Raw genomic sequence first — 18,646 nt, forward strand, 5'->3', positions numbered from 1 at the left:
CATTTAACCAAACCGGTATTTGCGGTAGGGATACCACGGCACGTCGGCCTCGAGCGAAGGAAACGGGCCAGCCTGACGGCAGGCAGGGCCGGAGCGATCCCGACAGTGGTTGCGACTGCATAGCCCGGCCTGCCTGACGGTAGGCAGGGCCGGAGGCACCGCCATTCCACGCAAATTTCACCCCTTTTATGCCTGCCCATAAAAAACTATAAAACACCGAAAAAAGCAGGTTTTGGTGGCATTTTGGTAGTAACTACTAACTATTTCAGCTTCGCCAGCACCAATTTTTTATACTTTTCTGATACGGGTATCAGCCTGTCGGCAATACGGATAAAATCCTTTTCGAGGGAGTCGATTTTATCAAGCACCATTTGCCCCGGATATAACCAGGAGCGTCGGTTTAGTGTAGTCCATGTATTACTCTTACCCTGGCTGCTTCAGTTTCAGCAACCACTCGTACGATTTTTGATTTTAATGCGGAGCCTTCTTCGTAAACCTCCTGAACTTCCATTTTACCGTTCGCGTATTCGCGGTAAGCCTGGCCTTCCGGCAGTTCGTCGGATAGGATCAGGAAAGGCAGACCCTGCTCGAATTTTTTAGCACGGAGGCCTTCAAATGCAGCGGCGACTTTCTTTTCCTGTAAAGTTATTTCCGATTCTAAGGCTGTCATATTCTATCAGGTTTATAATGTTACACAACACTTAATTAAATTTAAATATACAAAAATTGTCAAATATAAACAAGACATAACGGCCTTCAAGGCGTGCAAAAAGACTTATCCTGCCCTGCTGACGATCTTTTTAGCCCACAATAAGTTATCACACAGCATTAACGGATTACACGCTCCCCCAGCCTGCCGCGAGAATGACTGGGTGGGACAGCGGGCAAACGCTTCTCGTGCCTAACCAGCCAAAATTCAGTTAGTTAACATCACCATTCAACTAAACCGATACTTGCGGTAGGGATAATAAGGGGCAGACACGGCGCGTCGGCCTTGAGCGAAGGAAACGGGCCTGCCTGACGGTAGGCTGGGCCGTAGCGCAGCGAAGCGCTGCATAGCCCGGCCTGGCTGCCGGTAGGCTGGGCAGAAGGCACCGCCATTACATGCAAATTTCGCCCCTTTTATGCCTGCACAGAAAAAACTATAAACACCGGAAAAAAAGCAGATTTCAAAGACATTTTGGGGTTAAATACAGTTTACTTCAGCTTCGCCAGTACCATTTTTTTATACTTTTCTGATACGGGTATCAACCTGTCGGCAATACGGATAAAATCCTTTTCGAGGGATTCTATTTTATCCAGCGCCACCAGGTAAGATTTATGCACGCGGATGAAACGTGCCTGCGGCAAATCTTTTTCCAGTTCACCAAAGGTCTGTAAGGTCATCAGTACCTGTTTAGTGGTGTGGATGCGGCGATAATCTCTTGCACCCTCTATATAAAGCAATTCGCCCAGCATCACTTTTTCTAATCGGTACTGCGTTTTTACGAATATGAAGGCTTTTTCGAGCTCGGGTTTTGGCTGCAGGCTGCGCGCCCGCTCTACCGCCTGGTAAAAACGCTCGAAGGTGAAGGGTTTAAGCAGGTAATCGGTCACCTGCATTTCGAAGCCCTGCAAAGCATAGTCCTGGTAGGCCGACAGGATGATGACGGCGCAATCGGGCCGGGCAATCTCCAGGAACCGGATGCCCGATATTTCGCCGATGTTGATATCCAGGAAAATCAAATCGACCTGGTTGCTGCGCAGGTATTCCATAGCGGTAACGGCTTTTTCGAAAACGGCACCAAATTGCAGGTAGGGCAGCTTGCCGGCAAACTGCTTTACACGGCCCGCCGCTAAGGGCTCGTCTTCGATGATGATATACTTCATAGCGAGAGCTCAAGTTTCACACGGTAAAGCGATGCCTCGCCGGTTATGGTTAAGTTGTGCGCACCGGGGTAAAGCAGTTGCAGCCGTTTGCGGATAAGCGAGTTGCCCAGGCCACCGGTATGCGCGCCGGTTTCGGCCTTGCTGTGCAAGGTATTGATGCAGGTAAAAACCAATTGGTTCTTACGCGATTGCAGGTGTATGTTTATGCTGCTGTCGGCCTTGTGGTCTTCCGTGTGTTTGAAGGCGTTCTCGATAAAGGGCAGCAAAATCATCGGTGCAATCATTTGGCCGGAAAACTCGCCTTCAAGTTCTAAGTCAACATAGCTGGCGTTGCTGGTACGGATGCGCTGCAGGTCGATGTATTGTTGCAGGTACTCCAGTTCCCGTTCCAGGGCTATGCGGTCGCGTTTGGTTTCATACAGCAAAAACCGCATGATTGCGGATAATTTATTGAGGTAGGCCGACGCTGCGGCGGTATCGAGGTTGATGAGGATATCGATATTATTGAGCGTATTGAACAGGAAATGCGGATCTATCTGGGCTTTCACCAGCGCCAGTTCCGTTTCTACGTTTTTGCGGTGCAGCTCTTCTTTCAGGCGGATGTCGCGGTACCAGGTAAGGCAACCCTTGATAATGGCACCCATCATGCCATTAACCCAGGCGATGGCCGCCATCAGCAACAGAATGAACAGTGCCGAAGCGTAGCCATCGCCAAACAGGAACATCGGCCCGAACAAGAATGGCAGCGAAGCCAAAGCGGCCCCGATGATGGATGATAAGCATGCCGCCAAGATGCTGGCGGCCAAAAATAGCAGGAAGCGTTGCCGGCTGAGGAAATTATCGAACAGGTAGGTATAGCAGGCGTAAAACGATAGCACGCCGGGCAGTACAGCGAAACCCGCCATCAACCGCAACCACCAAGCCAGGCTGTTAAGCGGATGCGTACCGGCCGGCACATGTGCCGGCACGAAGACGGCAAAAAAGAAGAAGGCGAGCAACAGCACTGCAAAAAGCAGCCAGTAACCTGTATGCACCAGCCATATCGCACCCCGTTTCATCATCAGCCTTTCTCTTTTTGATGAAGGTATAAAATATATGCGATTACCGCGAACAGGGTAAAATAGCCTAAAGCAAAAGGTATCGGCGGGAACTGCTGGTGGTGTTTGGCCTGGTCCTTCAGGTAATTGAAGCCACAATAGGTATAGGGTATCCAGTGCCCATAAGGCCAGTGGAGCACCGCTATGGATAATATCCAAATTACCAGCCCCACCCCCACGGGCACCAGGAAGTTTTTAAACCTGAGGCTGATAAGGTATTGCAACGCAATGATGGGAAGACAGGCGATAAAATATCGCCCGTTTTCTGCCAGGAAATGCAGGTACGGGATTGGTTGGCGCGGGTAAGGCACCCCGAACAACAAGCCGGGCAATACGCCGGAAAAATATATGCCAATATTGAACAACACCAGGAACTGCAGCATCATCACCAAAATAACCGATAGCTTCGCCAGGAAAATAACCCGGTAGCTTTGCGGGGTGGTGTGCAGCAGCTTCCAGCTGTTGTTCTTGTATTCCAGCTGGGTAATTAAACTGCTGGCCAGTATGGCCCCCAGCGGCAACAGGAATACCGCCATCGACTCCCATGAAATCTTCCAAAGATTCTCCCAGTACTGTGGAGAACGACCGGCCGAAGCAAGCATGCTGTGCCTCACTATTTTTGAGGTGGTAATAATTAGCGGGGTAAAAAAAGCGCCGCAGATAACGAGCCATGATGCCAGGCTCCGTTTCCGTTTAAGCCATTCGCTTTGAAAACTGTGTATATATTGGTTCATAAAATGCAGGTTTAATTGGTAATCATGTCCATAAAAATGGCTTCAAGGTCGTTTTTGATGGGGCTTAGTTCATAAACGTCTACCCCCTGCCCCACCAGTTGCCTAATGAGCAATGCGGTGGCTTCTGGCCCGGGCATCGGCAAAGAGAAAGCATCCTGGCTAAAGGTGGCCTGCATTCCTTGCGCTTGCATGATGGCCATTGTTTTTTGCCGGTCGCTGGTTTTTAGGATCATCCGGGCACCGGCAGCCCGCTCTTGTTGCAAGTCGGCCAGGCTGCCCTGAAAGAGCAGGCTGCCGTGGTGGATGATGCCTACATGGCTCACCATTTTCTCGATCTCGCCCAGCAGGTGGCTGGATATAGCGATGGTGATGCCATGCTGCCGGTTCAAATGCAGCAGCAACTCCCTTACTTCGATCATCCCGTTCGGGTCGAGGCCGTTGGTTGGCTCATCCAGTATCAGCAGGTCGGGTTCGTGCAGCAGGGCCATGGCAATACTTAGCCTTTGTTTCATCCCCAAAGAAAAGCGGGCGGCCTTCTTGTTCCCGGTGGCCGCTAAGCCAACCATTTCCAGCACCTGCGCAATGCGGGCTTCCGGGCAGCGGTAAACCTTTTGCAATACCTGCAGGTTTTCTGCAGCGGTGAGGTGCCCGTACAATGATGGGGACTCGATCATTGCACCTATCCTGCTAAGGGCTTGCAGGCGGTTGCTTTCGAGCGGCCTGCCAAACAGCAGTATTTCTCCGCGTTGCTTTTTGAGCAGGCCAAGCACTAACCGCAGCGTGGTGGTTTTACCCGCGCCGTTGGCCCCCAGGAAACCGTACACGGCGCCTGCCGGTACTTGTAGGTTAATGTTGTTTAAAACCGCGGCCCCATCTGCAAAGCGGTGGCTCAGCGACCGGGTTTCCAATAAAAAAGGTTGTTCCATGCAACAAAGAAAGCCCGTATAAACTATCCGCGCTGTAGTTTTAGACCAGCAAGCCTTGTTTGCCTGCAAAACAAGCCTTTTTGCCTGCATGTTGGTGAGCAGGAAAACGATGCTTGCTACTCTTTTGATGCTAGTGGACTTTGGGCCTCACAGAACCCATGAAACCCGAAATCCCGCCAGTGTGTTGCTACGAACATTTGCCCAAAAACCAGCTGGGATTTCCTGGAAAACCACAACTAAAAAAGGTGCAAAAGCTAGAAAAAGCTGGAATTTTTTTTGTGCTCCCTCCGCGATGTATTTGGCCAAAAACCGCCATTCCATGCAAATTTTGCGGTTTTTAAGCTTACATAGAAAAAACAATAAAAAACAACTAAAAACACCGAAAAACCTCCGAAAAACACAGATCTTTGATGGCATTTTGGCAAATTTAAGCAAGTACCAGAGGCAGCAAACCGGATCCTATACTGTTACCATGCCGGCCCGATTCTACCCGGTTATTCCAACATTCCTATAAATTAAAACTGGACAAAAAAGTGCCGCGGGGCAGGGATGCTATGGCAATAATCAGGTACGCACCCCAACCAAAAAAGCTTGGATTCCTCCGGGCTTTTCATATTAATATCAGGCTCGTACTTAAGGATCGGGTGTTGTTTCCATATAAAAATCGTCGCATTTTTTGGCATCTGCGCCGGGCACGGGGGCTTGCGCAATGATGTCTGATTGCCTGGTGATCCGCTTGATGATATGGTCGAGTTCCTGCGAGGATATGTTTAAATAGTTGAGTATGTCTGCTTTCTCTTCATCATTTACGGGATTGTTTAGCATGCTGGTGAGCCCCATAATACGGGCCAGTGGTGCTCTTACCAAATGCGACTGCATCCACGAGATTTCCCTGAGTGTCTTATTTTGATGCTCAATTGTATCTACGTATAGTTTGCGCGCCGTGATATCGCGGCCACATATACAGGCTCCTTGTATGGTATCGCCTTCGTAAACCGGGGTTATGGTAAAGCGTATCCACACCGGTCCTTTGCTTACGTCTTTATACATCCTGTCGTATTCAATGGCTTCGCCGGCATATACCTTTTGTATCAATTCCTTAAAATACGGCAGCTTTGATGGTTCCACAAAATCAAAAATACTCTTACCAATTTCAAATTGCTTTGGTGTAGCACCCAGTTTAACGTAATTGATGGCCTTGGAATTAAACTGCTTTATACAAAAAAGTGCATTCAGTAACACAAAGCCATCGTTTGTACTATTAAAAATAGCCCTTAAGTTTAGTTCCGATTCCTTTATTTTCAAATTAGCATTTAATGCTTCAACTTCGTTATTAAGTAGTTCTGTTATATCGGTAGCCTGCACCAACCTGGCCTGCTTACCATCCAGCAGTAATAAATTACTTTCAATATTAACAAATATGGTTTGCCCGCTTTTGGTGATATGTTGCGCCTTGCCGGTATAAAAAACTCCCGACATCCGGTTTTTCTCCACCACTTCTTCCAGCGCATGCGAAGCTGCAGCGGGCCGTATGGCTTTAATGGTCATCAATAAAAATTCCTCTTTGGTGTATCCATAGTGCCTTACAGCAGCTTCGTTTACATCCAAAAAAGCCAGGGTTTGGGTATCAAAAAGCCACATGGGCAAAGGACTACGATCGAAAATGCTTTTATAGCGTTCCTGCAACATCTCCTTATTCAAAAGCGTTGCTTCCAGGCTCCTGAAAATATGGTGTATCATCATAACCAGCACAATACTCAAAAAGGTAAGGTTGGCGCTGAATGCGATCCATCCCCCGGGGGTATAAATATGGTTAAGTGCGCTCTCAAAAAAATGGAATTGAATATTTAGGGCGTAAGCCAGCAGTAATAGCGTATTGGCCGCGATGCTCCAGTAGGCGTATTTAATTCGGAAGATTAAAGCAGCCAGTATAGTGATTACAAACAAATAAAACACGCCGGGACCAAAATAGCCCAGCTTATCAACAAGAAATAGTGCCAGGAAGTAACACACAACAACAATGCTCAGCTTACGCAGCCGCAGTGGCAGCCGGTTTGCAAAGGTTACCACAGCAACAACAAACACGCAGGCAACATCAACAACTGCAATATTAATGTAGCCACTAACAAGTGCCATGTAAACGCCCGGAATTGCAGCAATGAAACAAAAGGGAAGACAATACAACAAGAAACTAAAAAAAAGCTGGTTCTTCCAGTAAACAAGGGGTCCTTCGGCATTTGCGTAAGAAAGCGCTTGCTCCCCTTGTATTGCTTTTTCGTATTTCCTTAACCAAATCTTCATTCCGTGTACCAGGGTTGCTGCCAATTGTTTCTACGTAACTAAACAATTTAGGTTAACTATTTTATTAAAATTAATATTAAATAATAAAACGATTTAATGATTAATTAAACCAGAGGCTCATCCCCCACCCTGTTGGGCCACTACGCCCGACTGCAATTCCTTGTTATCGTCTACGCTGACGAAACATATAAACTAAAAAAGCCGGAAGTTCCCTTCCGGCTTTCAAATAAAAGATGATAATATTTAGATATACCTGTTGATCAAGTTCTCCAGGAATTCCTGTCTTCCGCTTTTGGCAGCAGGTTCGCCGTTGGTGGCGGCGTAGTTGCGCAGGTCTTCTAAAGACAAGATGCCGTTTTCGTAATCTTTACCGGCACCACTGTCGAAGGAGGCGTAGCGGTCGCTGCGTATTTTCTTGTAATCAGATTTTTGAAGGATGTTGTCAGCTATCACCAAGGCACGTGCAAATAAGTCCATACCGCCTACGTGTGCGTAGAACAGGTCGGCTGGGTCGGTTGAGTTACGGCGTATCTTGGCGTCGAAGTTGATACCGCCACCTGCGAAACCACCGGCTTCGAGGATGATGAGCATATACTCGGCAACTTCGTTGATATCGTTCGGGAACTGGTCGGTATCCCAGCCGTTTTGTGTATCGCCACGGTTGGCATCTATAGAACCCAGCAGGCCACTATCGGCAGCTACCTGCAATTCGTGCTGGAAGGTGTGGCCAGCCAAAGTAGCGTGGTTTACTTCCAGGTTCAGCTTAAAGTCGCCCAGCAAATCGTATTTCTGCAAAAAGCCGAATACGGTAGCCGCATCAAAATCGTACTGGTGCTTGGTTGGCTCGCATGGTTTCGGCTCTATGAAGAAAGTACCTGTAAAGCCCTGTGCACGGGCGTAATCTTTAGCCGTATGCAGGAATTTGGCCAAATGCTCCTGCTCGCGTTTCATATCGGTGTTCAGCAGGCTCATGTAACCTTCACGGCCACCCCAAAACACGTAGTTCTCGCCGCCCAGAGCAATGGTTGCATCAATAGCACCCTTTACCTGCGCTCCGGCATGCGCCAGCACGTGAAAATCGGGGTTGGTAGAGGCGCCGTTCATATAGCGCGAGTGGCTGAACACGTTGGCAGTGCCCCAAAGTAATTTAACGCCGCTTGCGGCTTGTTTTTGCTTGGCGTATTCTACCAGTGCCTGCAGGCGTTTTTCGTTGTCGGCAACATCGTTGGTATAATCAACCACGTCGATATCGTGGAAGCAATAGTAAGGCAAATTCATCTTGGTGATGAACTCGAAGGCAGCATCCATTTTATCCTTGGCGCGCTCAACGGCATCGGCCTTTGCATCCCATGGGAAAATATGCGTTGCGCCGCCAAACGGATCGGCACCGCTACCGCAGAACGAGTGCCAGTAAGCACAGGCAAAGCGCAGGTGATCCTTCATGGTTTTTCCGGCCACTACCCTATCCGCATCGTACCAGCGGAACGCCAGCGGGTTATCAGATTCTGGGCCTTCGTACTTTATCTGGCCTAACCCTTTAAAAAATTCTTTTTCTCCGGTTACAATTGACATAGCTTATGATTTTATATTTTATTGGTTTGATGATATACTTGCTAAATGCTGGTCGAGGATGCCCCTCCAGCTTTGATAAATTTCCTCGAAAGCAGCGTTTACCGGCTCGATGCGTTGGATAGGCTTCGCGTTGCTGAAGGCTTCCTCTGGCGAAAATATCTCCGCCCCGATACCTGCGCCAAGGGCCGCGCCCATACTGCCATCGTTATTATAAAGTTCTACCGGCACACCTGTGGCATCCACAAAGTTCTGCGCAAACAAGCCACTCAGGAACAGGTTGCTTTTGCCGGCACGTATTACTGTGGGATTCATACCGTTCTCGCGCATAATATCTAGGCCGTATCTAAAGGCACAGGCTATACCCTCCTGCGCTGCACGGAAGATATGGGCAGGTGTATGCAAGTTAAGGTCGATACCGTGCAGGTGTGCGCCTACCTGCTTGTTGCTCAGCATGCGCTCGGCACCGTTGCCAAAAGGCATAATACGCAGGCCGCCGCTACCCAAAGGTGCGTTTTCTGCTTCCTGGTTTATGGCCTGGTAACTTAAAGTTGGCGCTACGGCGCTACGTATCCAGCGGTAAAGGCTACCGGTACCGTTTATGCAGAGCAGTACGCCAAGGCGTTTGCTATCGTTGGCGTAGTTCACGTGCGCAAAGGTGTTCACCCGCGATTGCGGATCGTAGGCCAGCTGGTCGCTCACTCCGTAAATAACGCCCGATGTACCTGCTGTTGCGGCCACCTCGCCGGGTTTTAATACATTCAAGGAGAGGGCGTTATTCGGCTGATCGCCAGCCTTATAGGTTACAGGAACGCCGGCATTTAGCTGCAGGGCTTGTGCAACGCTTGCGCTCACCCGGCCATGCGCCGAAAACACTGGCTTTACCACCGGAAACAGGCTATCGCTGAAGCCAAAATATTCGATGATATCCTTAGAAAGTCCGTTGAACTGGAAGTCGAAGAAAATCCCTTCGGATAGTGCCGAGGCCGAGGTGGTGATTTCGCCAGTCAGCTTCATGGCGATGTAATCTCCCGGAAGCATGATCTTATCTATCCGGCTATATATCTCCGGCTCGTTTTGCTTTACCCAGGCCAGTTTGGATGCGGTAAAATTGCCGGGAGAATTGAGCATGTGCGATAAGCAGGCCTCGTGACCAATATCGTCAAATGCTTTATCGCCGATGGCTACTGCCCGGCTATCGCACCAGATGATGCTGTTGCGCAGCACGTTCTGGTCCTTATCTACCAATACCAGGCCGTGCATCTGGTAGGCTATGCCTATAGCGGCGATGTCCTTTGGATTGTAGCCTCCTTTTTGGTGGCAGATGGCAATGGCACGCTGGGTTTGCTCCCACCAGTCGGCAGGCGATTGCTCGGCCCAGCCGGTTTGCAATGAAATAATGGGGGCTTCCTGCTCGGGATAATGGGCCGATGCAAGCATCTGTTGCGTGTCCACATCAACAATGCTCACCTTAACCGACGAGGTTCCCAAATCGATACCTAACAATAGCATAAATAATAGCTGTTTTTGGTTATAATTGTAAAAACGAAATTAAGTTAAATTCTGCTAATTGCAATCGATTGTTTAATTTATTTCACAATTTTATTATCCAGTATGAAATCAAGGAAAAGGACTACTATTTACGATATTGCCGAGAAGCTCAACCTCAACCCTTCATCTGTGTCGCGGGCGCTCAATAATAGCAGTTCTGTCAATGATGCTACCAAGAAACTCATCCTTAAAACAGCCAAAGACCTTAACTATACCCGCAATACCCTTGCATCGAATCTGCGCAAGGGACATTCGAAAACCATAGGGGTGGTAGTACCGCGTATCAATCAAAACTTTTTCTCTAACGTGATTGCCGGCATTGAAGAAGCCACCTATAAACAAGGATATAACCTCATCATCTGCCAAAGTAACGAACTGTACGAGAAAGAGGTGCAATGTGTAAACACGCTCATCAACCAGCATGTAGACTGCATCGTAATATCCATCTCTGTGGAGACTACCGACCATAAGCACCTGCAGAACATTATCGACCATGGCATACAGCTGATACAGTTCGACCGTGTGGCTGATGAGCTGGAAACCCTTAAAGTGACTAATGACAACGAGCAATCGTCCTTCGAGGCGGTGGATCATATGATAAAACAGGGCTATAAGCGTATTGCCCTGCTGGAGGGTCCGCAAAAGCTGAGTATCTTTAAGCAGCGGAAAAACGGCTACCTGCGCGCCCTGGCCGAAAACGGCCTGCCCGTGCTTGCCGAACTGATGGTGGAAAACGCCTGGACCAAAGAACTCAGCGCCACCGCCACCCGCAACCTACTTAGCCTGCCCCACCCACCGGATGCGATATTTGCCTCCACGTCGGATTTTTCGGCGCTTGGCGTATTGGAAGTAGCCACGGCCATGCATATCAAAGTACCCGCAGAGCTGGGCATTTGTGGCTACTCGAATGAAGATTTTACGGAGATCACCAGTCCGTCCATTACTACCATAGACCAGTTTAGCTTTTACATGGGCAAAACGGTAGCCAACCTGTACTTCCAGGAAATGGAGAATACGGATACCGTTATGGTGCCAAAAGTAATCAGCATTAAACCAAAAGTAATCGCAAGATCGTCGACACAGAAAGGGTAACCCATGCCGTTATCCGGCCCCAGCCACTTGCTTAAATTTCCTTGAATTTGCTAAAATGCGTTAAAAAAGGGACGGTTTTTCTTGGCTTTTCCGAGGTTTTTCGGTGCTTTTCTTTGGTTTTTTGCCGAAAATCAAAGGCCAGATTTGCATCGACCGGCAAGCTAGGCCCGCCTTGATTATCCGAAATCAGTAAAACGGCGTAAAATATATTTTATTTTAGCAATCGATTGCATTAATAAAATAAATATTTCACATTTGTTATTCGTATTTGAGCAATACACTAATAGCTATTCTTGTGAGATTGGATAGTTGATTAATAGAGGCTGTATCATACCCATGGGACAGCCTCTTTTTATTTCGCATACTGCTACCCACATTTTTTAAAAAAAATCCTCTTCAAACTAAAAACGGCCAGCGTTTGCACGCCGACCGTTGTCTTTAAATAGCACACGCTTTATTACCTCAGCGAATTAATGTAACCCGCAATCTTGTACGCGTCTTCTTTTGTTACCTGCGGCATTGGCGGCATCTCGGTTGAGTAACCCGGCCAGTGCTGCGGCTGCGGGTTATGTATCAGCGAGTATATCGTTGCGGCAGAATACTTGCGCTTGGCAATCTCTGCAAACGGAGGGCCAATTTGCCTTTTGGTTGGGTTGTGGCAGGATAAGCAGGTATTTTTGGTAAGCAGTCCTTCCACCTCTTTATAAGTTGGCGCTTTGGCACTGGTGGTTTTTGGTGCAACAGGCGTGCCCTTTACGGGGGTTGCAGCCTTTTTAGTTGTTGGTGCCGAAGCGGGTGCCAAAGCAGAGTTTTTGGTGCTTACATCGCTCATGGATAGCTTATCACCATCGGGTATCTGGTTAAGCGTATAGTAAGCAACCGGATGTACCAGCGAGTAAAATCCGGTTGCCGACCTGATGCCATCCAGCGTTAGGGTGTGGATGTAGTACTGGCGCAGATTCTGTACGATCATACGTGCCTTTAGGCCATCCGCAGAAACTTTTACGCCTGCTATCTTCAGTTTTTCGGTATTTACCGGTGGCGAACCATAAACCGGGTGGTATTTATAAATGAAGCTTTCGACATTGTACGATGCCAGGTCCTCGGCCGATTTACGGTCAACAGGCGAGGTGAATTCCACCTCGAAACCATCAGGCATGGCCCTTACAGCTTTCATCTCGAAAGGTGTTTTGTTGTTGTACACCAATCGCTCCAGGCCCTCGTTGGCATCGCCTGCCGAACCCCAGCCACGGTTGGTTTCGCCTACGAACAGCGACCCATCGGTACCCCATTCCAGCCTTAATACGCCCGAACGGAAACCCTTGCGGAACAGGAAGGCTGCGCCTTGCTCCTGCCCTTTTACGGTTTCCAGGAATATACGCGAGATGATGCTCATCCCCTGGTCGCCTGCCAAAATCTGACCGGCAAATGGGCCGAAGGTGTTGGCAGGTATCTTCACCGGTTCTGACGAGGAGATACCCAAAATACCGTACGGTAACCAAACTGAAGGCAACTTTAGCTCTGGAAACACTTTCTTCATATCGAACAGTGTTTTGAACTCTTCGTTCACCCTGTTCTCTGGTTTGATATAATGCCCCTGGCTATCTTTTAGCCTGCGCTCATCTATTTTGGAGTAAAAGAAATCAGACTGCAGCTTAACCGGCGAGTTAGGCAGGCTGGTCCACCTTAAGCTGGCGGGGTGGCCCATAAAATCGCCTTTGTTTATTTTCCATAAACCACCCGATCCTACCCAGTCGCCCTGGTTCTCGGTGTAATATAAAGTACTGTCGATAGCACCAATACCCGCAGGCGAGCGGAAACCCGCAGCCCACGGCGTCATTTTACCACCTTCGGTAATGTTCATGGCCCAGCCGCGCATCGGTACGCGACTCTCGGCACGCCACCACTCCTCATCGCCAAAGGCTACGTTGGCGGTAACCATAAAGGTACCGTCTTTCATAATCTTAGGGCCAAAGCTGTACTCGTGGTAGTGCCCGCTCAAAGGCCAGGCGTAAACAGTTTCGTACAAATCAGCCTTACCGTCCTGGTCCTTATCAACCAGTTTGGTCAGTTCGCCGCGCTGCGCCACGTATAGTGCGCCGTTTTTATAGGCTATGCCCAATATCTCGTGTAAACCGTAAGCAAACCTGCGCCAGTAAGGTTTTGCGCTGGTGGGGTTCTCTACTACATACACCTCGCCCCTGCGGGTGCTCAGCGCCAAATCGCCATTGGGCAGCGTAACCAGGCCGCCTACTTCCAGTATCGGGCCTTCGGGTACACGTACCTTACTTATCTTGAAAAAATCTTCTTCTTTGGGCGTTTCCTGGGCAAATGCTGTGGTAATGCTTAAGCTTAGTGCCAGTGCCAGTATCGTTTTAAATGTATATTTCATTGCAAAAGGCTTAAAATAAGATGGTATAATTCAACTTGCCAGCTATGGCGACGATCAATTCTTTCTTGCCATCGGCATCCCTTATTACAGGTTTCGCACTGCCATCGGCAAGCTGCAGGTAGTAGGCTTTATCGCCCACCAAAAACAGCCCGTTGCCCAGGTCTTCTATACGATTATCCTTAGCCAGCAGGAAGTATAGGCCTTCGGCAGGTGTTTCCAGCGTAACTGCCCTGCTGATCCCTTTTCCATCTGCCGATATCTTCACATCATCGGTAACCAGGTTACCGTAGATACGGTATTTGAATGCAGGCCTTTCCTGGCTATCCAAAACATAACCTTTGGTAAAGAAGCCAGTGCCTGCGGTATCGGCCACCCATTTATCCTGTGCGTTTGCCAGCCTGGCTATGGCCAATGCAGGTTTTGCGGTAAAATGCGTAACGCTGCCTAAAGCCAGCGACGTGCCGTTGCCACGGCCATCGAACATCGGCGTAGCATCAATGAAATCGCCATGCCATCCCTGTAAAAGCGTGCCATTGTCCAGATCGTAGCTGTAAGCAGTATTTTCCGGCCCGCCTACCGATATGGCGTGTACCGAACGCACGTTGCCGATATCTACAAAGCTGCGGAGCATGTTGTTGCTTGTGGCGTGGATATATATCGGGTCGGGGTTGTCGTCCTGACCAATTTTCGGAATTTCTGTTAGCGGCGTGATAGCGATATTCCTGAAGGCAACAGCGCCGTGGTCGCCCTGCAAGCGCAGCGGGCCTACCGCTTTTTCCGCACCGGCAGCGCCGCGGGTAGCGCCAAACAGCTCCACGTTTTCGTGTATGGCCACGCCGTTAAGCACAATACTGATGATTTTTGCATTCGCAATCTTTTTCCCGGCAGCATCAAACTTTGGTGCCTGAAAAATGATTTTGATATGTTGCCACAAGCCGGGGGCTTTGCTGGCATTTTGGCGTGGGGCTACGCCGCCGTAGCCTTTATCAGCTTCGGGTTTGCGATCATCCCACCGTTGGTAAATTCCACCGTTGTTATGCGATGTGGCGTTGCGCAGGCCCCAGGCATCGTCTATCTGTATTTCGTAGTTACCCTGCAGGTAAATGCCCGAATTCGCGCCTTTGGCGGTGAGGTAATCCAGTTCAACCACTACGTCGCCATACTCGTTGATGGTGTAGAGGTCGGCACCGGCTTTTTTTTCGGAGGATTGATTAACCAATATGCCGTCGCCTTTAGCGGTTTTCAAAACGTTTTCGGCATTCAGATCGGCAAATACGTTGCCCGCTACCGACCAGGAGGCCGCCGGGTTTTTAAAGGCAGATAAATCTTTAAGACTTACCTGCTGGCCTTTGCACAGCAACGTGCCGCAAAGCCAGAACGTGGCCGCGAGGCCCGCCTTCGAGAAGTTAAGGTTCATGTATATTTATTAAATTGTGTTTCTCTTTTGATGCCCGCCGGGATAGATGCCGCGCGGCACTGGTAACATGGCGAAGATATAAATACTACCTGAAAATATAATGTCGTCGATGGTATTATTTTAACATTGCTAAAACGATTTTTTAAGCGTACGGCTACATTGTTGTAAATCTGCTGTCAATACGACATTTACTAACCAAAATCAAACCACAGCGTACCGCTTAAATCGCCGCGTAGCCGTGACCGCGTCGCGAGTCGACTCACCCCCCGCCCCCTCTCTACTTCGTAAAGAGGGGGAGACATTGGGGTTATGTTTTAACTTTTTTTTCTTCCTCACCCCCCGCCGGTTCAAGCGTCCCGATTACAGCAACTCTTTTGCAATTCAGGAAACATTCACATATTACTATGCAGCGCCACACCTTGACGATGTTAGCAGGATGCCGGTTGGTATGTGGATGCGACACGAGATTGATAATTAAGCAGCCGGGAGACTGAAAACCCCACTAAAGATCAATTCGTTACGTCAGCGGGACGTGGTTGGTTAAACTTCCAACTGCCACTGCCAACTGAATTATGGCAGCCCCGCTGGTAGAAGCGGGCCGGGCTTTATCGGGCTACGCTGCGCTTCGGCCGCCCTGCCTGCCACGCAAGACCCGCGCGGGCGGCTTCCCCTTTCAATCCCTGCTGCGGGTATGGGATAAAGCTAAATATACGTTCTTTAACTATACGGCACTCTGCATATTTAAGCACGAGGTACCCCAGCGCGCCACCGTGCACTGCATACCCGGGTCAGCTGCGGAGGACACCTGCCTGGGCGGATAATGGAATGTTGCTATTTAACATAATCTATATTCTTGTAATACAAAAGAATTTTATAAGTTAGCTCGACATTTGAATTGCTAAAATAATTAGTATTTTAGTGCCTTTATGAACGACGTATTAAAATATAGTTTAGCGCAATTGGAAATGTTGAATGATGACAATCACTCGACGGGATTAGTGCGTGTTCAAAATGCTAAAGATGCCGACCCTGAATTTTTCAGTATAGAGGAAATAATTGCGCTGGAAAATGCAGCCGCATATAAAGCGGATTACATTTACTTACGAAGATTTACAGACCGACCGTCTATACCGCAAGTTTACATCTATGATTTCACAGAGCGGGTGGATGTTGCTGATAATGATATCATTCTTTTACACCAACGCCTTTATAGCTCTGGGTCAGTACCCATGTTCTTTGTTATTACCAGTAAGGATATTAGAATATTCAATTGTTTTGAGAAGCCTGCTAGAGGCAATCAGTTGATATACAAGCCACTAACTACAATTGGTCTGGCGGCGCGTGTTAGCGATACGCTAAATAAAGTACATGCTCAAGACTTGGAGAAGTTTCAGGCATTTTCCGGGCGATCAATTGACAATGGCTCCTTTTGGGAAAACTCATCTTTTCGTTCGGAATTTGAATTTAGTAACAGCGCGTATGAGAAGTTGTTATCCGAACTTAAACAAGCTCTTAAAGATATTATAGACCGCGATATATTGCCAGAAGCTTTTGCAAAAAAGTTAATGGTGATGTCTATCCTTATTAAGTACTTGGAAGAACGAACTGATGAATACAGTAACTCAGTTTTCCCCAAGCGGGATGAGGAAAGAATATCTATAGTCAATGGGCGGAAGATAAAAGTGAAATACACTGCCAATTTTTTTGAAAAATTTGCGCCCGGAGCTTCATGCTTTTCTGATATATTAAAAGTTACTGGTGCGGGCTTAGAGCTCTTTGATTATTTGTCCGGACACTTTCATGGTGGGGTTTTTAGCTTGACCGAGGACGAGCGGACTGCGCTTAAAAATACAGATCTTTCACGCTTTTCTTTGTTTCTTGAAGGAAAATTACAAGGCGTACAATTTGTGTTTTGGCGACTTTATTCTTTTAATGATCTTCCGGTAGAACTGATAAGCAATATTTATGAAGAGTTTTTGGAAAAGAAGGCTGGGGTAGTTTATACTCCGCCTTACTTAGTCAATTTCCTTTTGGATGAGTCCATGCCATTTTCAGACCTGAATACCAATTTCAAGATACTCGACCCGGCTTGCGGATCGGGCGTTTTTTTAGTCGGCGCCTACAGGCGGTTGATTTACCGTTGGCGTAAAGCGAACAACTGGGTACGCCCAAGTTTAACAAAATTGAAAGAGTTGTTGAAAGACAATATTTTTGGTTGTGATAAGGATAAAGATGCTGTGAATTTATCGATTTTTAGCTTGAGTTTGGCCTTATGCGATGAACTGACCCCACTACAGATTTGGGATAATCTTGAATTTGACAGTTTAGATAAAGATAATCTAATTCATGATGACTTTTTTAACTTGTTATTGGATAAAAGGATTGTTGAACATCAATTTGATCTCGTTATTGGCAATCCGCCTTTTGAAGCTAAATTGACTGATCAAGCAAAATCTATCGAGAAACTCCAAGTAAAAGAACGGGGAGCCTATCTAAACGGCAGCAATAAACGCGTTCCCATAAAACTTCCGGATAATCAGATTGCTTTGCTTTTTCTTGAACAAGCTGTCAAGATATGCAAGCCAGGGAAATTGGTCTGTCTTATAGAGCCATCAGGACCATTGTTGTATAATAATACTTCTTTTCAATTTAGAAGGCGCCTACTGGCTACATACCATATTCCTCAGATTATAGACTTTACACATATTAGCAGGGTCTTATTTGGTAAGAACGGCGATGTTGCAACAGCGGCAGTTTTTGTGAAAAATGAAAAGCCAACAGAAAAAGGGCTGTTACATATAACCGTCAGACGCACTAAAACCAACAAAGAAAAAATTTATTTTGAACTGGACACATATGATTTTCATTACATCTCGCGAAAGCTTGCTCTAAATGATCCGTTGATATGGAAAGCCAACTTTTTAGGCGGCAGTAGGGTTCATCAACTAATCACCAGGCTATCTTCATTAGACACTCTATCAGATTTCATCAAAAAGCGCAAATGGAATTTTGAAGAAGGATTTATGGTCGGGGGCAAAAAAGCACATACGCCAGCCGATTATATTACAGGTACCAAAAGTCTTCCTGCAACTGCCTTTACGGAAACTGGTATTGACGATTCGAAATTATACACGGTGACAAACCATCTGTTTTATTATTTGCCAAACCCGCTTATATTTCAGCCGCCGCATCTCCTGATAAAGGAAATAATATCTAAAGATCAAATACCTGTTCAACTTCGAATTGATGAACTTACCTTTCAAAGCAGGATTGTCGGCATACATGCGCCGGCAGCCGAAGTTGATGAATTGCAAAAGGTGGAAACAAACATCCGGAACAGCAAAATCTATCCATTTTACATTGCCGGAACAAGCGGCCAATATTTGGTAAATAAATCATCAGCAATTTTGAAGTCCGATATAGATAATCTTCCGTATCCTGAGAATCAAGATGACCTGCAATTAGACGAATATGAGCAATTGATTCTGGATGATTTTTGGTCTTACCAATTGGAGTTTAGGCGGAACGGGGAAAAAGCTGAAATTGCAATTAAAGATGCCGGCGAGGCAGAATTAAAAACCTGAGTTCGATTAATAATTGAGAATAGATTTGCCAATCAAAGGAAATGTAAGTATATTTAAGTGTCTGAAATTCAAATATTTAAATACATTTCCACATGATTGACTTCAATAAAATTA

General features: G+C 47.4%; 14 protein-coding genes. 4 read left to right on the forward strand and 10 right to left on the reverse strand.

The features are described from left to right. Positions 1–400 precede the first annotated feature (400 nt). From E2R66_RS25025 to E2R66_RS25045, 5 genes are all read right to left on the reverse strand, one after another. A complete protein-coding gene (locus tag E2R66_RS25025) occupies positions 401–670 on the reverse strand; it encodes a hypothetical protein (RefSeq protein ID WP_133236093.1) in 270 nt (89 codons plus the stop codon). A 527-nt stretch (positions 671–1,197) separates the two neighbouring features. Next, positions 1,198–1,869 (reverse strand): LytR/AlgR family response regulator transcription factor, encoded by a 672-nt coding sequence (locus tag E2R66_RS25030; protein WP_133236095.1) that lies wholly within the window; start codon positions 1,867–1,869, stop codon positions 1,198–1,200. Continuing rightward, positions 1,866–2,930, reverse strand: coding sequence for a sensor histidine kinase (locus E2R66_RS25035; protein WP_133236097.1), 1,065 nt, complete (start codon positions 2,928–2,930; stop codon positions 1,866–1,868). The genes E2R66_RS25030 and E2R66_RS25035 overlap by 4 nt, the downstream gene beginning before the upstream one ends. After that, positions 2,930–3,700, reverse strand: a complete 771-nt coding sequence (locus E2R66_RS25040; RefSeq protein WP_133236099.1) for an ABC transporter permease — start codon at positions 3,698–3,700, stop codon at positions 2,930–2,932. Before E2R66_RS25040 ends, E2R66_RS25035 begins: the two co-directional genes overlap by 1 nt. A gap of 11 nt (positions 3,701–3,711) precedes the next feature. Then, on the reverse strand, positions 3,712–4,626 hold the full coding sequence (locus E2R66_RS25045; RefSeq protein WP_133236101.1) for an ABC transporter ATP-binding protein: 915 nt from the start codon (positions 4,624–4,626) through the stop codon (positions 3,712–3,714). 55 nt (positions 4,627–4,681) lie between these two features. Between E2R66_RS25045 and E2R66_RS25050 the strand changes: the two genes are divergently transcribed. Next, complete coding sequence (locus E2R66_RS25050) at positions 4,682–5,140, forward strand: hypothetical protein (RefSeq protein WP_134737962.1); 459 nt, start codon at positions 4,682–4,684, stop codon at positions 5,138–5,140. 119 nt (positions 5,141–5,259) lie between these two features. Here E2R66_RS25050 and E2R66_RS25055 read toward each other — a convergent pair whose 3' ends face one another. From E2R66_RS25055 to E2R66_RS25065, 3 genes are all read right to left on the reverse strand, one after another. Continuing rightward, on the reverse strand, positions 5,260–6,927 hold the full coding sequence (locus E2R66_RS25055; protein ID WP_133236105.1) for a PAS domain-containing protein: 1,668 nt from the start codon (positions 6,925–6,927) through the stop codon (positions 5,260–5,262). Positions 6,928–7,170: 243 nt separating this feature from the next. Then, positions 7,171–8,499 carry a xylose isomerase gene (gene xylA, locus E2R66_RS25060; protein ID WP_133236107.1) on the reverse strand — a complete coding sequence of 443 codons (1,329 nt, stop codon included), beginning with the start codon at positions 8,497–8,499 and terminating at the stop codon, positions 7,171–7,173. A gap of 18 nt (positions 8,500–8,517) precedes the next feature. Beyond that, positions 8,518–10,008: a xylulokinase gene (locus tag E2R66_RS25065; RefSeq protein ID WP_133236109.1), complete on the reverse strand. Its 1,491-nt coding sequence runs from the start codon at positions 10,006–10,008 to the stop codon at positions 8,518–8,520. Positions 10,009–10,110: 102 nt separating this feature from the next. Here E2R66_RS25065 and E2R66_RS25070 point away from each other — a divergent pair, with 102 nt between their 5' ends. Continuing rightward, the gene (locus E2R66_RS25070; RefSeq protein WP_133236111.1) at positions 10,111–11,139 is read left to right on the forward strand and encodes a LacI family DNA-binding transcriptional regulator; all 1,029 of its coding nucleotides are present in this window, start codon (positions 10,111–10,113) and stop codon (positions 11,137–11,139) included. 457 nt (positions 11,140–11,596) lie between these two features. On the opposite strand, the gene E2R66_RS25075 is transcribed toward E2R66_RS25070, so the two are convergent. After that, complete coding sequence (locus E2R66_RS25075) at positions 11,597–13,531, reverse strand: c-type cytochrome (protein WP_133236113.1); 1,935 nt, start codon at positions 13,529–13,531, stop codon at positions 11,597–11,599. A 10-nt stretch (positions 13,532–13,541) separates the two neighbouring features. Beyond that, on the reverse strand, positions 13,542–14,948 hold the full coding sequence (locus E2R66_RS25080) for a 3-keto-disaccharide hydrolase (RefSeq protein WP_133236115.1): 1,407 nt from the start codon (positions 14,946–14,948) through the stop codon (positions 13,542–13,544). A gap of 572 nt (positions 14,949–15,520) precedes the next feature. Here E2R66_RS25080 and E2R66_RS25085 point away from each other — a divergent pair. Together E2R66_RS25085 and E2R66_RS25090 are read left to right on the forward strand one after the other, a co-directional pair. After that, positions 15,521–15,769: a hypothetical protein gene (locus tag E2R66_RS25085; RefSeq protein ID WP_133236117.1), complete on the forward strand. Its 249-nt coding sequence runs from the start codon at positions 15,521–15,523 to the stop codon at positions 15,767–15,769. 105 nt (positions 15,770–15,874) lie between these two features. Further along, complete coding sequence (locus E2R66_RS25090) at positions 15,875–18,532, forward strand: HsdM family class I SAM-dependent methyltransferase (protein WP_133236119.1); 2,658 nt, start codon at positions 15,875–15,877, stop codon at positions 18,530–18,532. Positions 18,533–18,646 lie beyond the last annotated feature (114 nt).

It is taken from the genome of Mucilaginibacter psychrotolerans, from assembly GCF_004519315.1.
Taxonomy (GTDB): Bacteria; Bacteroidota; Bacteroidia; order Sphingobacteriales; family Sphingobacteriaceae; genus Mucilaginibacter; species Mucilaginibacter psychrotolerans.

What these genes read in the sequence shown, in the direction of transcription:
- E2R66_RS25025 (WP_133236093.1), bottom strand. Translation starts at nt 670, where the DNA reads ATGACAGCCTTAGAATCGGAAATAACTTTACAGGAAAAGAAAGTCGCC.
- E2R66_RS25030 (WP_133236095.1), bottom strand. Translation starts at nt 1,869, where the DNA reads ATGAAGTATATCATCATCGAAGACGAGCCCTTAGCGGCGGGCCGTGTA.
- E2R66_RS25035 (WP_133236097.1), bottom strand. Translation starts at nt 2,930, where the DNA reads ATGATGAAACGGGGTGCGATATGGCTGGTGCATACAGGTTACTGGCTG.
- E2R66_RS25040 (WP_133236099.1), bottom strand. Translation starts at nt 3,700, where the DNA reads ATGAACCAATATATACACAGTTTTCAAAGCGAATGGCTTAAACGGAAA.
- E2R66_RS25045 (WP_133236101.1), bottom strand. Translation starts at nt 4,626, where the DNA reads ATGGAACAACCTTTTTTATTGGAAACCCGGTCGCTGAGCCACCGCTTT.
- E2R66_RS25055 (WP_133236105.1), bottom strand. Translation starts at nt 6,927, where the DNA reads ATGAAGATTTGGTTAAGGAAATACGAAAAAGCAATACAAGGGGAGCAA.
- xylA (WP_133236107.1), bottom strand. Translation starts at nt 8,499, where the DNA reads ATGTCAATTGTAACCGGAGAAAAAGAATTTTTTAAAGGGTTAGGCCAG.
- E2R66_RS25065 (WP_133236109.1), bottom strand. Translation starts at nt 10,008, where the DNA reads ATGCTATTGTTAGGTATCGATTTGGGAACCTCGTCGGTTAAGGTGAGC.
- E2R66_RS25070 (WP_133236111.1), top strand. Translation starts at nt 10,111, where the DNA reads ATGAAATCAAGGAAAAGGACTACTATTTACGATATTGCCGAGAAGCTC.
- E2R66_RS25075 (WP_133236113.1), bottom strand. Translation starts at nt 13,531, where the DNA reads ATGAAATATACATTTAAAACGATACTGGCACTGGCACTAAGCTTAAGC.
- E2R66_RS25080 (WP_133236115.1), bottom strand. Translation starts at nt 14,948, where the DNA reads ATGAACCTTAACTTCTCGAAGGCGGGCCTCGCGGCCACGTTCTGGCTT.
- E2R66_RS25085 (WP_133236117.1), top strand. Translation starts at nt 15,521, where the DNA reads ATGGCAGCCCCGCTGGTAGAAGCGGGCCGGGCTTTATCGGGCTACGCT.
- E2R66_RS25090 (WP_133236119.1), top strand. Translation starts at nt 15,875, where the DNA reads ATGAACGACGTATTAAAATATAGTTTAGCGCAATTGGAAATGTTGAAT.